18 protein-coding genes are annotated in these 20,366 nt (G+C 56.8%); 14 read left to right on the top strand and 4 right to left on the bottom strand.

The features are described from left to right. Positions 1–76 precede the first annotated feature (76 nt). The 13 genes from AK59_RS0116895 to dsbG all read left to right on the top strand — a co-directional run bounded on the left by AK59_RS0116895 (position 77) and on the right by dsbG (position 15,208). Entirely contained in the window at positions 77–1,288 is a 1,212-nt protein-coding gene (locus tag AK59_RS0116895) for a diguanylate phosphodiesterase (protein ID WP_029883321.1), read from the top strand. Between the two features lie 88 nt (positions 1,289–1,376). Further along, entirely contained in the window at positions 1,377–2,270 is an 894-nt protein-coding gene (locus tag AK59_RS0116890; protein WP_029883320.1) for an aminoimidazole riboside kinase, read from the top strand. A gap of 170 nt (positions 2,271–2,440) precedes the next feature. Continuing rightward, a complete protein-coding gene (locus AK59_RS0116885; RefSeq protein WP_013096550.1) occupies positions 2,441–3,958 on the top strand; it encodes a carbohydrate porin in 1,518 nt (505 codons plus the stop codon). Positions 3,959–4,025: 67 nt separating this feature from the next. Further along, positions 4,026–5,396, top strand: coding sequence for a sucrose-specific PTS transporter subunit IIBC (locus tag AK59_RS0116880; RefSeq protein ID WP_029883319.1), 1,371 nt, complete (start codon positions 4,026–4,028; stop codon positions 5,394–5,396). Beyond that, positions 5,396–6,802, top strand: coding sequence for a sucrose-6-phosphate hydrolase (locus tag AK59_RS0116875; RefSeq protein WP_029883318.1), 1,407 nt, complete (start codon positions 5,396–5,398; stop codon positions 6,800–6,802). Before AK59_RS0116880 ends, AK59_RS0116875 begins: the two co-directional genes overlap by 1 nt. 28 nt (positions 6,803–6,830) lie before the next feature. Continuing rightward, the gene (locus tag AK59_RS0116870; protein WP_020688679.1) at positions 6,831–7,847 is read left to right on the top strand and encodes a LacI family DNA-binding transcriptional regulator; all 1,017 of its coding nucleotides are present in this window, start codon (positions 6,831–6,833) and stop codon (positions 7,845–7,847) included. 97 nt (positions 7,848–7,944) lie between these two features. Beyond that, positions 7,945–9,495: a methyl-accepting chemotaxis protein gene (locus AK59_RS0116865; protein WP_023619630.1), complete on the top strand. Its 1,551-nt coding sequence runs from the start codon at positions 7,945–7,947 to the stop codon at positions 9,493–9,495. Between the two features lie 761 nt (positions 9,496–10,256). After that, positions 10,257–10,676: a hypothetical protein gene (locus AK59_RS0116855; RefSeq protein ID WP_029883316.1), complete on the top strand. Its 420-nt coding sequence runs from the start codon at positions 10,257–10,259 to the stop codon at positions 10,674–10,676. 5 nt (positions 10,677–10,681) lie between these two features. Further along, entirely contained in the window at positions 10,682–11,248 is a 567-nt protein-coding gene (locus AK59_RS0116850) for an RNA polymerase sigma factor (protein WP_081852458.1), read from the top strand. A gap of 90 nt (positions 11,249–11,338) precedes the next feature. Beyond that, a complete protein-coding gene (locus tag AK59_RS0116845) occupies positions 11,339–11,710 on the top strand; it encodes a hypothetical protein (protein WP_013096558.1) in 372 nt (123 codons plus the stop codon). Between the two features lie 47 nt (positions 11,711–11,757). Continuing rightward, positions 11,758–13,788, top strand: coding sequence for a protein-disulfide reductase DsbD family protein (locus AK59_RS0116840; RefSeq protein ID WP_029883314.1), 2,031 nt, complete (start codon positions 11,758–11,760; stop codon positions 13,786–13,788). 7 nt (positions 13,789–13,795) lie between these two features. Then, positions 13,796–14,407 (top strand): DsbA family protein, encoded by a 612-nt coding sequence (locus AK59_RS0116835; protein WP_029883313.1) that lies wholly within the window; start codon positions 13,796–13,798, stop codon positions 14,405–14,407. A 42-nt stretch (positions 14,408–14,449) separates the two neighbouring features. Continuing rightward, positions 14,450–15,208: a thiol:disulfide interchange protein DsbG gene (dsbG, locus tag AK59_RS0116830; RefSeq protein WP_029883312.1), complete on the top strand. Its 759-nt coding sequence runs from the start codon at positions 14,450–14,452 to the stop codon at positions 15,206–15,208. 39 nt (positions 15,209–15,247) lie between these two features. On the opposite strand, the gene AK59_RS0116825 is transcribed toward dsbG, so the two are convergent. From AK59_RS0116825 to AK59_RS0116815, 3 genes are all read right to left on the bottom strand, one after another. Next, complete coding sequence (locus AK59_RS0116825; RefSeq protein ID WP_029883311.1) at positions 15,248–16,540, bottom strand: glycoside hydrolase family 10 protein; 1,293 nt, start codon at positions 16,538–16,540, stop codon at positions 15,248–15,250. 7 nt (positions 16,541–16,547) lie between these two features. Beyond that, complete coding sequence (locus AK59_RS0116820) at positions 16,548–16,835, bottom strand: VF530 family DNA-binding protein (RefSeq protein WP_023619621.1); 288 nt, start codon at positions 16,833–16,835, stop codon at positions 16,548–16,550. A 126-nt stretch (positions 16,836–16,961) separates the two neighbouring features. Beyond that, positions 16,962–18,449: a UbiD family decarboxylase gene (locus AK59_RS0116815; RefSeq protein ID WP_029883310.1), complete on the bottom strand. Its 1,488-nt coding sequence runs from the start codon at positions 18,447–18,449 to the stop codon at positions 16,962–16,964. Positions 18,450–18,564: 115 nt separating this feature from the next. On the opposite strand from AK59_RS0116815, the gene AK59_RS0116810 reads away from it, so the two are divergent. Then, positions 18,565–19,449, top strand: a complete 885-nt coding sequence (locus tag AK59_RS0116810; protein WP_029883309.1) for a LysR substrate-binding domain-containing protein — start codon at positions 18,565–18,567, stop codon at positions 19,447–19,449. Here AK59_RS0116810 and AK59_RS0116805 read toward each other — a convergent pair. Beyond that, positions 19,440–20,351, bottom strand: coding sequence for a LysR family transcriptional regulator (locus tag AK59_RS0116805; RefSeq protein ID WP_013096566.1), 912 nt, complete (start codon positions 20,349–20,351; stop codon positions 19,440–19,442). The two genes, AK59_RS0116810 and AK59_RS0116805, sit on opposite strands and share 10 nt — an antisense overlap. Positions 20,352–20,366: the final 15 nt, after the last annotated feature.

Genomic DNA, 20,366 nt, shown 5'->3' with positions numbered 1-20,366 from the left:
ATTTATTAGGTAGCGCTGGTGAAGTATGTTAAACAGTAACTTCCCCGGCGCCTCCCTTATTCTGGAACCCATTCCTGTGCTCACCACGCTGATTTATCGAAGCCAGTTACATTTATCCTGCCGGTCCGCAGAATTGAGCGCCCTGGTAGAACGAGCACGAAGCCGCAATGCCAAACTGAACATCACGGGTGTCCTGCTCTCGAACGGCTGTGACGTCATGCAAATTCTTGAGGGCGCGGAAGAGAGCGTCGTGAAGCTGTTCCACAAAATTCGCGATGATGAGCGCCACAGTGGCGTCGTCGAACTGATGCGGGATTACGGCCCCCGCAGACGGTTTGACAATGTCGGCATGCTGCTGTTTGACCTGCAGGTCCAGTCCCCAAAAGAGGTGCTTGAGTCGGTTTTGCATTACAGCCAGCTGGAAAGCTATCTCATATCCGATGATCGGGTGTTCAAATTCATTCAGACCTTTATCACCGGGAAACATACCGGCCAGACGAGGAGCCCGGTGGATGCGGGAAAATGGACGCTCGCATGTGAAAAAGCGCCCTTCGGTGAGGCCATGGGGTTGATTGCCGGTCAAATCTGTCAGTTTGCGCTGCAGCCGATAGTCGAGCCCTCGGAAGGGAAAATCAGTTCACTTGAAGCGCTTATTCGTGGCAACGATGGCGGGAGCCCGGAACATTTCTTCAAAACGCTCGATCAGGACAAGCTCTACGAAGTGGATCTGCAAACCAAAGCGTATGCCTTTGCGCTTGCGGAGAAACTGGGTATCGGCAGCCATAAAATTGCGGTGAATTTACTCCCCATGTCGCTGGTCAAGGTGCCCGGAGCGGTCGAGTTTCTGGTGGAGCAAATCAGACAACACGGGCTTCAGCCGGAGCAGGTGGTCATAGAAGTAACTGAAAACGAGATGATTTCCGGCTTTAACAAGTTCAACAGCGCGATCAAACAGCTTCGGGGTGAAGGTATTGGCCTGGCGATCGATGATTTCGGCTCCGGGTATGCGGGGCTTTCGCTGCTTACCCGCTTCCAGCCGGATAAAATCAAGATCGATCGGGAAATAGTCACCAATATTCATCTCAGCGGCCCAAAACAGGCGATTGTCCGATCGATAGTGAGCTGCTGCACCGACCTTGAGATCACGCTGGTGGCGGAAGGCATTGAGAAGCTGGAGGAGTGGTGCTGGCTGGAATCCGCCGGTATTCGCCGTTTCCAGGGGTTTCTGTTTGCCCGGCCGCAGCTTAACGGGGTGGGCGATATTCACTGGCCACACCTGGTACGATAACGCTTTTTCCTTCCTGATTATTTCCCCTTTGGTCAGCCTGTGTTTAAATAGCTAAAACGGTTTAACATTGTTTAGCTGCGAGGATGACATGGATAAAATCTGGGTACTCGGTGATGCAGTGGTGGATTTACTGCCAGAGGGGAACGGCAAATTGCTGAAATGTCCCGGCGGTGCACCGGCAAATGTGGCGGTCGGCATCGCCCGACTGGGCGGAAAAAGTGCCTTTATTGGCAGGGTTGGCGACGATCCGTTTGGCCGCTTTATGCAGAAAACGCTGGCGGATGAGCAGGTTGATGTGCAGTGGATGCGCCTCGATCCGGCTCACCGCACCTCAACGGTGGTGGTTGATCTGGACGAACAGGGCGAACGCTCGTTTACGTTTATGGTTCGGCCGAGCGCCGATCTGTTTCTCGACTCCACCGATCTGCCGCCTTTCAGGGCCAAAGAGTGGCTGCACGTCTGCTCCATTGCGCTCAGCGCGGAGCCGAGCCGCTCTGCCACTTTTCAGGCGATGGATGCAATTAAAAAAGCCGGTGGTTTTGTCAGCTTCGATCCCAACATTCGCCCCGACCTCTGGCAGGATGAGGGCGATCTTCGCCGTTACCTCGAACTGGCGCTACAGCGCGCGGACGTGGTGAAGCTTTCCGTTGAAGAGCTGACGTTTTTGACCGGCGAATCCCATATCGAAACCGGTCTGGCGGCACTGATGCACCATTGTCCGGCCCGACTGGTGCTGGTGACGCTGGGTAAAGAGGGGGTGATGGCCTGGCATGAGGGCATCACGACACACTATCCGGCCACACCGGTGGCGTGTGTTGACACCACCGGCGCAGGCGATGCGTTCGTCGCAGGGTTGCTGTTCGGCCTGGCCTCGTCAGGCCAGGATCTGGCAACAACCCTCGCCCTGGCCCAGCGCTGTGGTGCGCTGGCCACGACGGCCAAAGGGGCAATGACCGCGCTGCCGTACCGTCACAACCTGTAATTCTTTCCTGGCCGCCATTCGGCGGCCTGAATTGTCGCCTCGATCACACTTACTAAAACGGTTTAGCAAAAAGTATTGCCGATCCAAAATTCACAGGTTTAGTATCAGCAACCTAAACCGGTTTAGCAATTTAGCATTATCAAAACACTTTTTTTTAGGGATGCGACAAAATGTATAAAAAACGCAGACTTGCCGTGATGATTGGCATGCTGGCCGGTAGTACCTCTGTTTTTGCCCAGACCGATATGACAAGCATCGAATCGCGCCTGGCGGCGCTGGAACAGCGTCTTCAGGATGCGGAAATGCGCGCCCAGAATGCGGAGAAACGCGCGACGGCAGCAGAACAAAAAACGCAGCAGCTGGTTGCCGCCCAGCAGCAAACGCAGACCACCACCCAGGAGGTGGCCCAGCGTACCACGGTGCTGGAAAAGAAAGCCGATCAGAGCAGTGGTTTTGAATTTCACGGTTATGCCCGCTCAGGCCTGCTGATGAATGATGCGGCGTCCAGCAGCAAAAGCGGTCCGTATCTGACACCTGCCGGGGAAACCGGGGGCGCGGTCGGTCGTCTGGGTAACGAAGCGGATACCTACGTTGAGCTGAATGTGGAACACAAACAGACGCTGGAGAGCGGGGCGACCACGCGCTTTAAGGCCATGTTAGCCGACGGGCAAAAGACCTATAACGACTGGTCAGCCGATACCAGCGATCTCAACATTCGTCAGGCCTTTGCCGAGCTGGGCAATCTGCCTGATTTCACTGGCGCGCTGAAAGGGAGTACCTTCTGGGCCGGTAAACGCTTTGACCGCGATAACTTTGATATTCACTGGCTGGATTCTGATGTCGTGTTCCTCGCCGGTACCGGCGGCGGTGTCTATGACGTGAAGTGGAATGATACGCTGCGCAGCAACTTCTCGATTTACGGGCGCAACTTCGGCAGCGAAGAGCAGATCGACAACAACGTTCAGAACTATATCCTCAGCATGAATCACTTTGCCGGGCCATTCCAGCTCATGGTGAGCGGCCTGCGGGCGAAGGATAACGACGAACGCAAGGACAGCAATGGCGATCTGATTAAAACCGATGCGGCGAACACCGGCGTGCATGCCCTGGTGGGTCTGCACAATGACAGCTTCTACGGCCTGCGAGAAGGCTCAGCGAAAACGGCGCTGCTGTATGGTCACGGCCTGGGGGCAGAAGTTAAAAGCATCGGCTCTGATGGCGCGCTGCTGTCAGAAGCCGATACCTGGCGCTTCGCAAGTTACGGTGTCACGCCGCTCGGCGGTGGCTGGCATATCGCGCCTGCGGTACTGGCCCAGAGCAGTAAAGACCGCTACGTCAAAGGCGACAGCTACGAGTGGGTTACGCTCAATACCCGCCTGATCAAAGAGGTTACGCAGAATTTCGCCCTGGCGTTTGAGGGCAGCTATCAGTACATGGATTTGAACCCGGAAGGCTACAAAGATCGCAACGCCGTTAACGGCAGCTTCTACAAGCTGACCTTCGCACCGACCTTAAAGGCGGGCAAAATTGGCGATTTCTTCAGCCGTCCTGAACTGCGCCTGTTTGCCACCTGGATGGACTGGAGCAGCAAACTGGATAACTACGCCAGCGATGACGCCTTTGGCAGCAGCGGCTTTAACGCTGGCGGGGAATGGAACTTTGGGGTCCAGATGGAAACCTGGTTTTAACCCTTCACGCTCCCGCCAGGCGGGAGCGTATCAAACATCATAAAAATGAAGTCAGGCAGAGGTAACTATGGATTTTGATAATATTTCCCGTGCGCTCATTCCGCTGCTCGGTGGCAAAGAGAACATCGCCAGTGCCGCGCACTGCGCAACGCGCCTTCGTCTGGTGCTGGTCGACGATGCGCTTGCTGACCAGCAGGCCATCGGCAAGGTCGAGGGGGTGAAAGGCTGTTTTCGTAACGCGGGCCAGATGCAGGTGATTTTTGGTACCGGCGTGGTGAATAAGGTTTACGCGGCTTTTATTCAGGCGGCAGGGATTGGTGAATCCAGCAAGTCAGAAGCGGCAGATCTCGCGGCGCGTAAGCTCAACCCGTTCCAGCGCATTGCCCGCCTGCTTTCTAATATTTTCGTACCGATCATTCCCGCCATTGTTGCGTCCGGTTTGCTGATGGGCCTGCTCGGAATGGTGAAAACCTACGGCTGGGTGAATGCCGATAACGCCATCTACATCATGCTGGATATGTGCAGCTCGGCGGCGTTTATTATTTTACCGATCCTGATTGGTTTTACCGCCGCGCGTGAGTTTGGCGGTAACCCCTATTTAGGCGCCACGCTAGGTGGCATTCTGACCCACCCGGCGCTGACCAACGCCTGGGGCGTGGCGTCCGGCTTCCACACCATGAACTTTTTCGGCCTTGAGATTGCCATGATTGGCTATCAGGGAACGGTGTTCCCGGTGCTGCTGGCCGTCTGGTTTATGAGCATTGTGGAGAAAAACCTGCGCAAGGTCATCCCGGATGCGTTAGACCTGATCCTGACGCCGTTCCTGACCGTCATTCTCTCCGGTTTTATCGCGCTGCTGATTATCGGCCCGGCGGGACGCGCGTTAGGCGATGGCATCTCCTTTATTCTGAGCACGCTGATTACCCACGCGGGCTGGCTGGCCGGTTTGCTGTTCGGCGGGCTCTATTCGGTGATTGTTATTACCGGCATTCACCACAGCTTCCACGCGATTGAAGCCGGGCTGTTGGGGAATCCGTCGATTGGCGTTAATTTCCTGCTGCCCATCTGGGCCATGGCGAACGTGGCGCAGGGTGGTGCGTGCCTGGCGGTGTGGTTTAAAACCAAAGACGCAAAAATCAAAGCCATTACCTTACCGTCGGCGTTCTCGGCCATGCTCGGCATTACCGAAGCCGCTATTTTTGGTATCAACCTGCGTTTCGTGAAACCGTTTGTGGCCGCGCTGATTGGCGGTGCGGTGGGTGGCGCATGGGTGGTGTCGGTGCATGTCTACATGACGGCGGTAGGGCTTACGGCGCTGCCGGGGATGGCCATCGTGCAGGCCAGTTCGCTGCTCAACTATATTATCGGCATGGTGATAGCCTTTGGCGTAGCGTTTACCGTCTCGCTGCTGCTGAAATATAAAACGGACTCTGAATAATGACATTACCTTCCCGCTGGCCTGCCGTGCTGCAGGCCGTGATGAAAGGCCAACCGCGCGCGCGTGCCGACCGCCACTACCCGCAGTGGCACCCGGCACCGATGACGGGGCTGATGAACGATCCGAACGGTTTTATCTGGTTTGCCGGGCGCTACCATCTGTTTTATCAGTGGAACCCGCTGGACTGCGATCACCGCTATAAATGCTGGGGGCACTGGAGTTCGCACGATCTGCTGCACTGGCAGCACGAGCCGATGGCGCTGATGCCAGATGAAGAGTACGACCGCAACGGTTGCTATTCCGGCAGCGCCGTGGACAACAACGGGATGTTGACGCTGTGCTATACCGGCAACGTTAAGTTCGATGACGGCAGCCGCACCGCCTGGCAGTGCCTGGCGGTGGAACAACCGGACGGGACCTTTAAAAAACTGGGGCCGGTGCTGGCGCTGCCGGATGGCTACACCGGCCACGTGCGCGACCCGAAAGTGTGGCAGCACGACGGGCAGTGGTACATGGTGCTGGGCGCGCAGGATGTGCAAAAGCGGGGCAAAGTGCTGCTGTTCAGGTCTGCCGATTTGCACACGTGGGAATCGTGCGGAGAAATTGCCGGTAACGGCGTCAACGGACTCTCGGATGCGGGATACATGTGGGAGTGCCCGGACCTGTTTGCCCTCGACGGGACGCACGTTCTGATCTGCTGCCCGCAGGGGCTGGCGCGTGAGCCGCATCGTTATCTCAACACCTATCCGGCAGCCTGGATGAGCGGGGCGTTTGACTATCAGCGCGGCGCATTTGAGCACGGTGCGTTACACGAACTGGATGCCGGTTTTGAATTCTACGCCCCGCAAACGACGCTGGCGGAAGATGGCCGGCGGATCCTGATTGGCTGGATGGGCGTGCCTGACGGGGAAGAGATGCTGCAGCCCACCCGGGCACAGGGCTGGATCCATCAGATGACCTGTCCGCGAGAGCTGCGCTACCGCGACGGCAAGCTCTGGCAGACTCCGGTGCGTGAGCTGGAAATGCTGCGTGAAGAGGAACTGCACTGGCAGGGCAACGCCTGCGATGCGCCGGAGCTTGATGCCTCGCGCCTTGAGTTCGAGCTGAGCGCTGCCTGCGCGAAACTGGATTTTGCCGGTGCGCTGCACCTCACGGTCGATGGCAATGGCCTGCGTCTGGAACGTGCCAGCCTGCAAACGGGTGAGACGTTAACCCGCTACTGGCTGGGTGAGGTTCACCATCTGCGCGTTCTGTGCGACCGCTCCAGCGTCGAAATTTTCATCAACCACGGCGAAGGGGTGATGAGCAGTCGCTATTTTCCTGACCAACCGGCCCGTGTGCGATTCGAAGGTGCGTCCGACATCACATTACGCTACTGGTCGCTGCGCGGCTGCATGGTAGAATAGCGGTTTTGGCAGCCGGATCTAAGTCGTTGTGAGAAAAACAAAACGCGTCACCATTAAAGACATCGCGGAGCTGGCGGGGGTGTCAAAAGCCACCGCCAGCCTGGTACTGAACGGACGCAGCAAAGAGCTTCGCGTGGCGGAAGAGACCCGTGAGCGCGTGCTGGCCATTGCAAAAGAGCATCACTACCAGCCCAGTATTCACGCCCGCTCGCTGCGCGATAACCGCAGCCACACCATTGGTCTGGTGGTCCCGGAGATCACCAACTACGGGTTTGCCGTGTTTTCTCACGAACTGGAGACGTTGTGCCGCGAGGCGGGCGTTCAGCTGCTCATCTCCTGTAGCGATGAAAACCCGGGGCAGGAGACCGTGGTGGTCAACAACATGGTGGCGCGTCAGGTCGACGGGCTGATTGTTGCCTCCAGCATGCTCAACGATGCGGATTACCAGAAACTGAGTGAGCAGCTGCCCGTAGTGCTCTTTGACCGCCACATGAATGACAGCTCGCTGCCGTTGGTGATCACCGATTCCATTACCCCGACAGCCAAACTGGTGGCCGACATTGCCCGCCAGCACCCCGATGAGTTTTACTTCCTCGGTGGGCAGCCACGGCTTTCCCCCACGCGCGACCGCCTTGAAGGGTTTAAACAAGGTCTGCGCGACGCGAACGTTACGCTGCGCCCGGAGTGGATCATTCACGGAAATTATCACCCGAGTTCCGGTTACGAGATGTTCGCCGAACTCTGTGCTCGCCTGGGGCGTCCGCCAAAAGCCCTGTTCACCGCCGCCTGCGGCCTGCTGGAAGGGGTGCTGCGCTACATGGGGCAGCACAATCTGTTGCAAAGTGACATCAGGTTAGCGAGCTTTGACGATCACTATCTTTACGATTCGCTCACGATCCCGGTGGATACCGTGCGCCAGGATAACCGTCAGCTTGCATGGCACTGCTTTGATCTGATTGGGAAATTGATCGACGGTGAAACGCCAGAGCCCGTGCAGCGGAAACTGGATGCCACCCTGCAGCGGCGCTATAAAGCGGCAGAATAGCCCTGCCGGACGACGGGATACATCAATAACTTTAATTAATTTAAGTTTTGGTTTAGCCGATAACCATAAGGAATAATTTTCTTTGAGGTATCGGTTCATGTCGTTAAAAAAATCATCCCTGATTGTCTTTTTCTCGCTGCTTTTCTTCTTTATCGCCAGCACCCTCACCAGCGTTGGCCTCATCATCAAAAGTAATAACTCCCTGGATAACGTGAACAAAGAGATCCAGGTGGTGCTGTCAATTATTGATCCCATCAACCATAGCCGCACGCTGCGCGTCCGGGTGATGGAGTATGTGAAGATGGTAGAGGCGGGCGCATCAGCGGATGAATCTGCGAAGCTTGCCGCAGTAAAAGAGGCACTGACCAAAGCCGATCGCGCCTTTGCTGCCTTTATGGCGTCTCCCCGTCTGACGGATGAAGCGCCGCTGGTAAGCGCTTATCAGGATGCCTGGCAGAATTACCGTAACCAGGGGCTGGCACCGCTCATTGATGCTGCCGCCGCGCACGATATTGCCAAATTCAACGCCCTGATACCGGAAGTCTCGCGCCTCGATCGTCAGTATGAGATTGTCCTCGACCAGGTTCTGGCCGTACACCAGGCCTATGCCAAAAGCCTGAACGAAGATGCGAGCAGCAACTTTGTTTCTGGGCTGGCGATTATCGCTGCTATCGCGCTGCTGTTTGTGCTGGTGATCGTCGCCGTCAGCCTGCTTATGAAACGCCTTGTTCTGGCACCGGTTAATCTGGCACGTGAACATTGCAGCCAGATTGCCGCAGGCAAACTGGATATTCCGGTGCCGGTGAAGGGGAATTCCGGCAATGAAATTGATCACCTGATGGGCTCTATGGAGCAGATGCGCCAGGCGCTGCTGGCAACCATCGCCCAGGTGCGTGACGCGAGTCATACCGTGACCCATGCCGCACAGGAGATTGCCTCCGGGAATATCGACCTGGCTTCGCGCACCGAACAGCAGGCTTCTGCGCTAACCCAGACGGCGGCCAGCATGGAAGAACTGAGCGCGACCGTCGCCAATAACACCGATAACGTCTATCAGGCCGGAAAACTGGTGCAGGACGCGGTGAAAAATGCCCACACCGGGGAGGCCGTCACGCGTGAAGTGATTGAAACGATGAATACCATTGCCGCAAACTCGAAGCGCATCGAGGACATCACCAGCGTGATCAACAGCATCGCTTTCCAGACCAACATTCTGGCGCTCAACGCGGCGGTAGAAGCGGCGCGCGCCGGTACCCAGGGGCGTGGTTTCGCCGTGGTAGCCAGCGAAGTTCGCACGCTGGCGCAGAAAAGCGCGGTGGCGGCCAAGGACATCGAAAGCCTGATTGCCCAGTCGGTTTCCAGCGTCAAAAACGGTGCCGAACTGGTGGGGCGCTCAGGGGAGGTGATTGACTCGATTATCAGTTCCGTCAATAAAGTGAACACGCTGATGGAGCAAATTTCTGTGGCCTCTGAAGAGCAAAGCCGCGGGATTAGTCAGGTCGGGCAGGCAGTGACGGAGATGGACGGCGTGACCCAACAGAACGCCGCGCTGGTGCAACAGTCCGCCGCGGCGGCCGCGTCGCTGGAAGAGCAGGCCCAGCAGCTCACGCGGAGTATTTCGAGTTTTAGTTTGCCAGTGCAGGCTTGATATTATTGTGGATTGTAAGCCGGGTAAGCGTAGCGCCACCCGGCAATAAACGCGGCTAAGTTGTTGGTTTCAGCTTAATATTGCAAAGTGTTTTGATTCAACAACCGGTGTGACGGGCATTATCTTTGGCGATGTTTCGCTGATAGCCGATGTAGCCGAAGGCATACCAGTAGCGCCGGGAATAAAAAGAAAATTAATCCTGTCAGGAATGCGTCATCCCCATGGAAATGCAGTATGGCATTAAAAAATACGCCAGCAGCCACGCCGACCACTAATAAAAATATAAACACCCAGACAGTGTGGTACCAGAGGATATAATTCGTCAGTCTGCCTATCATTACCGGATTGCTCCTTTTTAATGTGTCTGTTTCTATTTCCTGCTGCAGGGCATGACGCTATGAATAATAGACAGAGATGTAATGATTACAAACCTTTAACTAAAAATAGTTAATTAAGCCTCGCTTTAGAGTATTGTTAAATAGAAGGTTTTTTGGATGATTATAGGAATAGTCTCAACAACAGGGATAGGGCATTTAAAAAGCATCAATATCAAACCTGCTGAATAAATAACCTGATTTAAAAGCGCGAACAGAACGACATTATTAAGGGTTTTAATTTTTATGCTGTTTCCATTCGTCAGTCGCGAAAAGCGTAAACCACATTGACTACGATGTTTTTAAAAATTTTTAGCAATATTTTTGTTCCTCATCCGTCTACCTCATCACAAGCCATAATCAGTTACTGTAAACGAGGTCAACACCATGAGAGAGTTTGATATGCACGGCAGAGGTCACGGGTGCGGATTCGGTCGCCACCGTATGGGCAAGGGCTTAGTCATCGGCGCGGTCATTTTTATCGTGCTCGGCCTGCTGGTGATGTCCCTGTGGAACGCCTTACTCCCGGCGATCCTCGGCGTGAAAGCCATTGGCTTCTGGCAGGCGCTGGGCATTTTGATATTGAGCCGGATCCTGTTTGGTGGTCTGGGGTTCCGTCCGGGTATGTTTGGTGCGCACCGCCGGATGCACGAACGCTGGATGAACATGACGCCCGAACAGCGTGAAGCGTTCATGCAGCAGCGCCGGGAAGGATTTGGGCGCCATGGTCGCGGGCACTGTGGCTGGCACGGCCACCGTGACGACAAGCGTGAAGACAACGCGCCGAAAGCGCCGGACGCAGAGTGAGCGAGATGAAAACCGGGGAGGCGGGCGGATCCTTGCTGATGTCGGCGGTTAATGCCTGCCGCGCCCGGCTGAGAGCCTTTATTCGCGGAAGAACCCCGGTACGTGACGATGCCGACGATATTTTGCAGGAGATCACGTATCAGCTGATGAAGGTGGAACAGCCGGTCGAAAACGTTGCCGCGTGGCTGTTTCGCGCGGCGCGAAATGAGATGACCGACCGGGCGCGGAAAAAGCGTGAAGTGTCGCTCTCCGGTTATTTCTGCTTCACAGGCGAGGAGGATGACGATTTTCCGGAAGATGAGATCGCTGAAACCCTGTTCGGCGTTCCGCATACCCCGGAAGAGGAGTACCTCAAAACGCTGCTGTGGGAAGAGCTGGGGCAGGCGCTGGCTGAACTGCCCGCAGCGCAGCGCGAGGTCTTTGAGAAGACGGAGCTACAGGGCTACAGCATCAAATTGCTGGCCGGGGAAACCGGGGTTAGCGAGCAGGCATTATTATCGCGTAAGCATAAGGCCGTGTTGTTCCTGCGCACGCGATTGCGGGATGTGTATGACGCGCTGACAGGGGGATAATGTTCCCGGCAGACAAAACCTTACACTGTCGGGACTTGTAGATTCATCACTATCGTTTATGATCGGGGCGTCTTGTTATTTTGGAACGTTATGCGCAACCGTCAGCTTCTCGGTAAATGGCTTCTGATAATCACGTGTCTGGCAATGGCAATTTGCCTGGTTCAGCGTGCGGTTTATCTCAACCATTTTTTACAGGGGCTGGATCCTCAGGTGCAAACGCTCATGATGGCTGACGCCCCGGGTCAGGAGGCTGAACAGCCCGGCCCGTCGCCGTGTCAACTTGGCGCACAGTCTTTGCTTTGCGCCCAGCCGCTGTTTTTTGACGGTGCGCTACCGGCGATTATTATCTTCTTCGCTCTGCTGCAGTTATTTACCCAACGGCGCACATTTCTCTCCAGGGAGCAGCCTGTCCAGGCACCGCCTCCCCGAATACACCTCAAAAACTGCGTTTTCCGTGAATGAAAAGCATCGTCACCACACGATAATTTTCACTATTCACGGAGTAAAACATGGTTAACCTTTTCAGGGGACTCGTCCTCCTGTGGCTGTCCTGCATGGGTATTGCTCATGCGGCAGATACGGGCTGGCTGGTGTCACCGCAAAACGATCACGCCCGCATCCGCTTTCAGGCTGAGCGGGATCACGACCGCATCATCGGCCTGCTCAGCGTGGAGCTGCAGCCCGGCTGGAAAACCTACTGGCGTTCGCCGGGCGAGGGCGGCGTGGCCCCGAAAATCATCTGGCCACAGGGCGTTAAGGATACCTGGTACTGGCCGGTTCCTTCCCGCTTTGATATCTCGGGCCTGACGACTCAGGGCTACCACGATAGCGTTACGATCCCCATCACGATCGCCGGGACGGACGCGGATATGCTCGACGCCACGCTTACGCTCTCAACCTGCAGCAACGTCTGTCTGTTGACGGACTACAAGCTGCATCTGGATTTCCGCACGCCAGCGGATGCGGGCTTTCGTACGGCATTTGAAGACGCGATGCGTTCAGTACCCGGTTCGTCAGGCGTGTCGTCAGACTTCAGCGCCTGGTTATCAGACGGCAAGCTGATGATGACGGGCACGACGGAAGGCGAATGGGTCAATCCCGGGATCTATTTTGACCCGCTGGAGGGTGACATTCTGCCCGGCGAACCGGTGATTAAGCACACCGGAAAGCGGCTTCAGGTCGCGGTTCCGGTTACCGATGAGTGGGGCGATAAACCCGCGACGCTTGCGGGGAAAACGCTGTCGTTTGTCGTCACCAACGGCGATAAAGCCCAGCAAACGCAACTGACCGTAGGCGCAGCCCCCGCAGACGCGGTGCAGAGTGCGCCAGCGGGAACAGTCAAAATGTTGGCCTTTGCACTGCTGGGCGGTCTGATCCTGAACCTGATGCCCTGCGTATTGCCGGTAATGGGCATGAAGCTCAGCAGCGTCCTGCAGGCGGGTACGGACACGCGGAAAATCCGGCTGCGTTTCCTGGCGACCAGTGCGGGTATTCTGACCTCCTTTATGCTGCTGGCCACGATGGTAACCGTTCTGAAACTCACCGGTGCGTCGCTGGGCTGGGGCATCCAGTTCCAGAACCCGTGGTTTATTGGGCTGATGGTTGCCGTGACCTTTCTCTTCGCGCTGAACCTGTTTGGTGCGTTTGAGCTGTTTCTGCCTTCCGCCGCCACCGGACGGCTCGCCACAACGGGCGGAACCGGACTGACGGGCAGCTTCTGCGAAGGCGTGTTTGCCACGCTGCTTGCCACGCCGTGTTCCGCACCGTTCCTCGGTACGGCCGTGGCCTTTGCGCTGGGCGCACCGCTGCATTCTCTGTGGCTTATCTTCCTGATGCTCGGGGTGGGCATGAGCTTGCCGTGGCTGTTCGTGGCGCTGATCCCCACAACCGCCTTGTTGCTGCCAAAACCTGGCCGCTGGATGAATACCCTGAAGGTGATTCTGGGGGGGATGATGCTGGCCTCCAGCCTGTGGCTGGTGACGTTGCTGAGTCTGCATCTGGGCGAGATGTTCAGCCACATCCTCATGCTGCTTCTGATTGTGGTCGCCATTGTGGTCTATGCCCTTCGCGGTCAGACATCATCGCCGCTGTTCTGGGTGGTGGTGATTGCGCTGGCCGTATTCGGGGGATATCAGCTGCGCGGGATAGTGAACGCAACGCCGGTAACCACGGCTGAGAATAGCGAACAGACGATCCCGTGGCAGCCGCTCAGTGAAGAGGCAATCAGCGATGCGCTTGCGCAGGGGAAACGGGTGTTTGTGGATATCTCGGCGGACTGGTGTGTCACCTGCAAGGTGAATGAGCACCGGGTGCTGAATCAGCCGGAGGTTATCGCCGCGCTGCGCCAGCCGGATGTGGTTGCGCTACGCGGAGACTGGAGCCAGCCATCAGAGACGATTGCGGCGTTTCTGAAATCACGCAATCGCTACGCCATCCCGTTTAACCAGGTGTATGGCCCAGGAACGCCGGAGGGCGACATCCTCTCGCCATTGCTGGACAAACGCACCCTGATGACCACCCTGAACAAAGCAAAAGGCTAACGCTGTTATGAAAAAAATCCTTATTACGTTTCTGCTGTTTTTCGCTTCGGCCCAGGTGATGGCGGCGGACCCGATCACCCCGGATCAGGAGCAACGCGCTCAGAAGCTGGTCTACGATTTTCTGTTTAACGACCCGGATTCACCGCGTATCGGTGCCAAAAATCCAACGCTGACGCTGGTGGTGTTTACGGACTACAACTGTCCATACTGCAAAAAATTCGATCCGTATCTGGAGAAGATCGTTGAGAAACATCCGCAGGTGGCCGTGGTGTTTAAGTTTCTGCCGTTCCGTTCGGAAAGCTCGCTAACCGCCGCGCGCGACGCGTTAACCGTCTGGCGTTCACACCCTGAGCAGTTTATGAAGTTCAACGAAACCCTGATGGCGAAAAAAGGGTATCACGATGATGCCAGCATTCAGGAGGCGCAAAAGCGCGCGGGCGTGAATGTTGCAACGCCGGATGATACGAGCCTGGTCACGGTAAAACGCAGCCTGATCATCGCCGAAAAACTGGGTATTCAGGGGACACCGGCCACGCTGATTGGCGAAGGGCTGTTACCCGGCTGGGTGCCTTTCGAACAGTTTGATGAAATGGTCACCGATGCACTGAAAAACCGCTAACCTGAAGGGGGCCTCAGGCCCCCGAACAAACCGGAGAGGGACATGAAAAAATTACTGTTACTTTCGCTGCTGACCGCGTCAGGGCTGGCGCAGGCTGCGGATGCTATACCTGATGTCGTGAAGACCTTTAGCGAGCAGCAGGAGATTAAGATCCTCAAGAAGATCGACGTGCCCGGTGGCGCACCCGCCTGGCTGGGACAATATCAGGACATGGGGGTGACGCTCTTTCTGACACCTGACGGAAAGCACGTTATTTCGGGTTATCTCTATGACGAGAAGGGTAAAAACCTCAGCGAGGGTATTTTCCAGAAAGAGATCTACGCCCCGATGGGACGCGAAATGTGGAAACAGCTTAACGCTGCGCACCCCCTGAAAGAGGGGCCGGATAACGCGCCACGCAAAGTGTTTGTCTTCGCCGACCCGTTCTGCCCGTACTGCAAGGCATTCTGGTCAGAAGCACAGCCGTGGGTGACGGCGGGTAAGGTGCAGCTCAATACGCTGCTGGTGGCGTTTCTGAACCCAAACAGCGGCCGTAACGCATCTGCGATCCTGAATGCAAAAGATCCGGTTACGGCGTGGAAGGAGTATGAACTGTCCGGCGGTAAAAAACTGCCTAAACCGGAAGGCACCGCCTCGCGTGAAACCGTGGCGATACTGCAAAAACACCAGGCGTTAATGGACAGTCTGGGGGCGAATGCCACACCGGCCATTTATTATCTCAATGACCAGAATGAGCTCCAGCAGGTTGTCGGTATGCCGGACGCGAAGCAGCTTGAGGCGATGTTCGGGCCGAAGCCGTAAAAAATCAGGCAGAAACGGGGCGTTTCTGCCTGACTGTACTTAGCTTCCCCAGCGTCCTTTCAGGTAGTTTACCGCCTGCTGCGTCTGCGGCTGGTTGAGGTAATCTTCGCGGAACAGGATCGTGCCATTCACGTTCGGCAGGGAGTCGTTGAGATCGAGCTGTTTTTTCAGCTCCGGCACGCCGCCCTGAATCGTCCAGTCCGGCTCATTTCTCGACGGCTCGCCCACTTTATAGAACGCAATGCCGATGTACAGACGGGTATGGGTCGGTTTCACTACGTCGGCCCACCATTTGGTCAGCACGTCATAGCGTGCCGCATCGCGGGAGAAAGGCCAGTAGATTTGCGGGGCAATGTAGTCCAGCAGCCCCTGTTGCACCCACTGACGGGTGTCCGCGTAGGATTCATCATACGCCGCCGCGCCACGGGTGTCGGATCCTGCCGGGTCAAAGGAGCGGTTACGCCAGACACCCGCCGGGCTGACACCAAATTCAACCTGCGGTTTTGTCTGTTTGATCGCCCGAGAGACCTGCACAATCAGCTGCTGCGTATTGTGGCGACGCCAGTCGGCTTTGGAGCTAAACCCCTGGCCGTATTGTCTGTAGGTCTGCGCATCATTCAGCGTTGAGCGAGGCGATTCGGCATAAAAGTAGTCATCAAACTGCACGCCGTCTATCGGGTAGTTTGCCACCACCTCGGTCACCACCCGGGTTATCCAGTCACGCACCTCCGGGATGCCCGGGTCGAGCACAAACCGATCGCCTGCGATGCGAACCCACTCAGGGTGCTGCACATAGACGCTGGACGGTTGCTGGTATGAGGTGCGGTTCAGCGCGACGATGGTTGACGGTTTGGTATTGGTTGAAACGCGATAGGGGTTGAACCAGGCATGGACTTTCATCCCACGCTTGTGGGCTTCATCGAGCATAAACTGCAGCGGATCGTAGCCCGGATACTCGCCAATATTGCCGGTAAGCATATCTGACCACGGCAGGATTTTGGACGACCAGAGCGCGGTGCTGTCCGGTTTCACCTGGAAAAACACCGTGTTAATTCCCAGGCGTTTCAGATTGTCGAGTTTGTCGATCAGCGCCTGTTTTTGCATCGCAATACGCTGGTCAGCACTGCGGCCATTCACCGACGCGACCGGCGGCCAGTCGAGACGGGAGACAGTCGCCAGCCAGATCCCACGCATCGGCTCGTTTGCCTGCTGCGTCGGTTTGCCTGGGGGCGGGAGCGGTGTGACCAGCGACTTTGGGGGTTTTGAGGAGCAACTAACAAGTAAAAGCGCGCAGCCAAGCAGCGCACCAGTCCGTTTTACATGTCGCATCATTTGCGTATTAGCTCTTGGTTATCCGACTATTGGCCCAGGGGTTAAAGGCGGGCGCCTCGCGTTCAGCGGTCCCGTTATCATTGAGGGAATCAAGATACAGGGCCTCGACCTCCGCGCGTGCCCAGGGGGTACGGCGCAGGAATTTCAGGCTCGACTTCACGCTTGGGTCATTTCTGAAACAGTTAATTTTGATTCGATCGCCCAACTCGCGCCAGCCATATCGCGCCACCAGGGCGTTGACCATCATCTCCAGCGTAACGCCATGCAAAGGATCTTTGGAAATATGTGCAGTCATAGGCGTCCGGTGTCTCGATTTTCAGGGGATTGGGGTAAACGCTGAAAGGGTACAAGAAAGCAGGGGAAGCGGCAATTTAAGCTTGCGTTTCTTCACCCGGTGGGGCGAAGAAACGACGACGATGGTCTATTTTTTATCGCTGAACAGCTCCGGCGCCCACGGTGTGGGATCAACCTCCATGAAGGGCGCCCGTTCAAACCGCGCCTTCAGCGCCCACGGCACCGTGCAGTCGAAGATAGTCTTGCAGGAAATGCCGTTTCCACGGATCGAGGTGCTGTAATCCGGCGACTGCGACGGATCCAGCTGGTGGCCGCGGATCCCCGGAAGCGTGGTGATGCTCACATCGCCCTGCATGCGGGTGGTCATTGCCCACAGGATATCGTCGCTGTCGAAGATATCCACGTCTTCATCCACGAGGATAATGTTTTTCAGCTCGGAATAGGTGGCCAGGGCGATAAGCGCCGCCTGGCCCTGACGACCTTCGTCTGACGGCTGGCGTTTTTTCACCTGTAAAATGCCGAGGAATTTACCGCCCCCGGCGGTGTGCGCATAGACGTTTTGCAGAAAGCCGGGAATAGCCTCTTCGACCGCGTTGCGAATGCTGGCCTCGGTCGGCAAACCGGCAAGCGTGGTGTGCTCTTCGCCCGGGCCCACCAGCGTCTGCAGGATCGCGTGGTTACGCATCGTCACGGCTTTTACTTTGATCACCGGCAGAGACGGATTCGCCTCGCCGCAGTAGCCCGGGAACTCCGGCATGGCGTGGCCGGTGTTGGTGTGCTGATCTTCTCTTACGCGCACGCCGGGAAGCAGTTCGCCCTCGATGATGATTTCCGCCCGCGCGATCGCTTTCTCTTTTACCGCCACGCCCTGTACCAGCTCCACCGGTTGCTGGCGTAATGCCCCGGCGACGCCAAGCTCGTTGTAACCGAATGGCGTGGTTGGCGCTTCGAAACAGGCTCCAATGTAGATAGCCGGGTCAAGTCCCATATTGATGGTTACCGGCAGCGGTTTGCCCGCCGCTTCGGCCTTCTTGCGAAAGACTTCGATATGGCGACCGGCGGCAAGGAACATAGAGAGTTCATCTCGCTCCTGCACACAGAGACGGTGAATGGTCACATCGGTCAGCGAGGTATCTTCCGGATCGCTTGCCAGTACCAGCCCCAGACAGAAGAACGGGCCTGCATCAATCGGCGTGTTGGTCGGGGCCGGAAGCAGCTTACGCAGGTCAAAGTCCGGATCGTCGGCGTAAAAGACCTGTTCCTGGCACGGTGCCTGCGAGGCCGGAATCACCACCGGTGCAACCGGGTTTTTCACCGCCTGACCAACGTGCTGCGCCAGCTTCGAGGGTTCACAACCCAGCAGAAGCGCCGCTCTTTCCCGGCTGGCGTGCATACCTACCAGGATGCGGGAGCCGGGGTAGCCCTTCACGCTATTGAACATCATGGCCGGGCCCGTGCGGGTGGGGCGTTTTACGGTACCGCCCGCGCCGATATGGCGGTAGACGCCCGCCAGTTCAGCATTGGGATCTACCGGGTGATCGGTTTCGATATAGTGACCTGGATGGCGTTGCAGCAACGCGATGGCGCTTCTGAGATCGTTAATGGGGTTTTGCATGTTTTTCTCCCTTAATGGCTGACCTCCATTGTTGGGCGAACGACATATATCATCAATTGCATCATAGATGATATTTTGATAAGAATTTTATTATCAATTTTCGCGGGACTTCATCATGCAATTTCGTCTGATGCGTAATTTTCTGGTGGTAGCCGAAGAGCTCCATATGCACCGCGCCGCGGAGCGTCTGAACATGGCGCAACCTGCGCTGAGCCAGCAGATTAAAGCGCTGGAGGCGCGTCTGGGCGTCACACTGTTTAGCCGGGCACATCGTCGCTTAACCCTGACGCCTGCCGGAGACGCGTTTCTGGTCAAAGCCCGGCTGGCAATTGCGATGACCGAGCAGGCCGTGCTGGACGCCAGACAAACCGCCCGTGGCGAACAGGGGGTGTTGAATCTGGGATGTGTATCGAGTGCGATGTTCGACGATAAGCTGCCTGCAACGCTGCGCCAGCTGCACGAGAACTGGCCCGCAATTGCCATTTCGCTGATGACCGGGAACGTGCAGACGCTTTACGAAGCCGTGCAGACCAACCAGCTGGACGTGGCGATTATCCGGGCTCCGTTGCCTGCGTTACCTGACGATCTGCAATCTCGCCCCTTTACCTCAGAGAAAACGGTGCTGGCGCTGCCTCGCCAACACCCCCTGGCCACGTCATCCGCACTGACGCTTTCATCCGTGAAGGACGAAAAGTGGATCTCGCTGCGCGATCCGCAAGGCATGGGGCTGGAACAATATTTCTATGACGCCTGTAACGGTGCGGGTTTCCAGCCGGAGGTGGTGCAGAATGCCACCGACGTGCCCACCGTCATCAGCCTTGTCGCGGCGGGATTTGGCATTGCGCTCTTGCCCGCCTCAGCAAGGGCGGTGAACGTCGGGAATGTGGTTTACGTCGACATTATTGATCGGCTCAGGGAGAGCGAGCTGACGCTGGTTTGTCACCGAATCATTCGTTCTGAAGTCTTAAAAAAATACCTCACCACCGTTGCTCAGGGTTGACGCCCGGCGGCCAGCAGCAGTTGTTCGCGCAGCCAGGCGTTCGCCGTGTCCTGACTGTTTTTAGGATGCCAGAACATGCTGATGGCGATCGGCTGGAGCGGCAGCGGGGGCGGGAAAATATCGAGCGTGGTGGCGAACTGCTGCAACATGCGTCCCGGTAAGGTGCAAATCAGGTCAGTCCCCGCCACCAGAGGCGGTGCCATGGCATAGCTTTGCGTGGACATCACCACGTTGCGTTGATATCCCAGCCCGGCCAGCGTCTGGTCGACAAAGCCGGTAAATGGATCGCCCTGGGAGGAGACCACCAGATGAGAGAGGGCGCAATACTGCGCCAGATCCAGCGGCCCCGTACCGCGAGGATGCCCTTTGCGCTGGGCGGTGGCAAATGCGTCTTCAAACAGTTTGCGTCTGACCCAGCCGTCATGCGCGCCCGCACTCACGCCGATGTAAATATCAACGTCGCCGCTTTCCAGCTGCTGGGGCAGGTTCACCCACTCCGGCAGGGCGAAACGCAGGCGGATCCCCGGCGCTTCACGTCTGATGTGATTCAGCAGTTCAGCCCCAAGCATCAGGGCCGGGTTTTCATGCAGGGCAATGACGAACGTGCGATTGCTCTCGCGGGGGTTAAACCCGGTGGGGGCAAGCATCGCGCTGATGCCACGCAGAACGGCCGCGACCTGAGGCCTCAGCGCCTCGGCTCGGGGTGTGGGCAACACCCCACGTCCATGTGGGGAAGGGATAAACAACGGCTCGCCAAAAATGGCACGCAGGCGCGAAAGACGGGCTGACAGCGCGGGCTGGCTGACCCCCAGACGTGCGGCGGCGTGCGTGATGTTCCGGTCGGTGAGCAGTGCATCCAACGTCAATATCAGGTCAATATCCAGGTCTGAAAATGGCGTCATGTTGTTTTCCGTTGT

Source organism: Enterobacter sp. T1-1, from assembly GCF_000710795.1.
Lineage (GTDB): Bacteria > Pseudomonadota > Gammaproteobacteria > Enterobacterales > Enterobacteriaceae > Enterobacter > Enterobacter cloacae.
The sequence above is the reverse complement of the archived record's forward strand: the minus strand, read 5'-3'. Positions and strand labels throughout refer to the sequence as shown.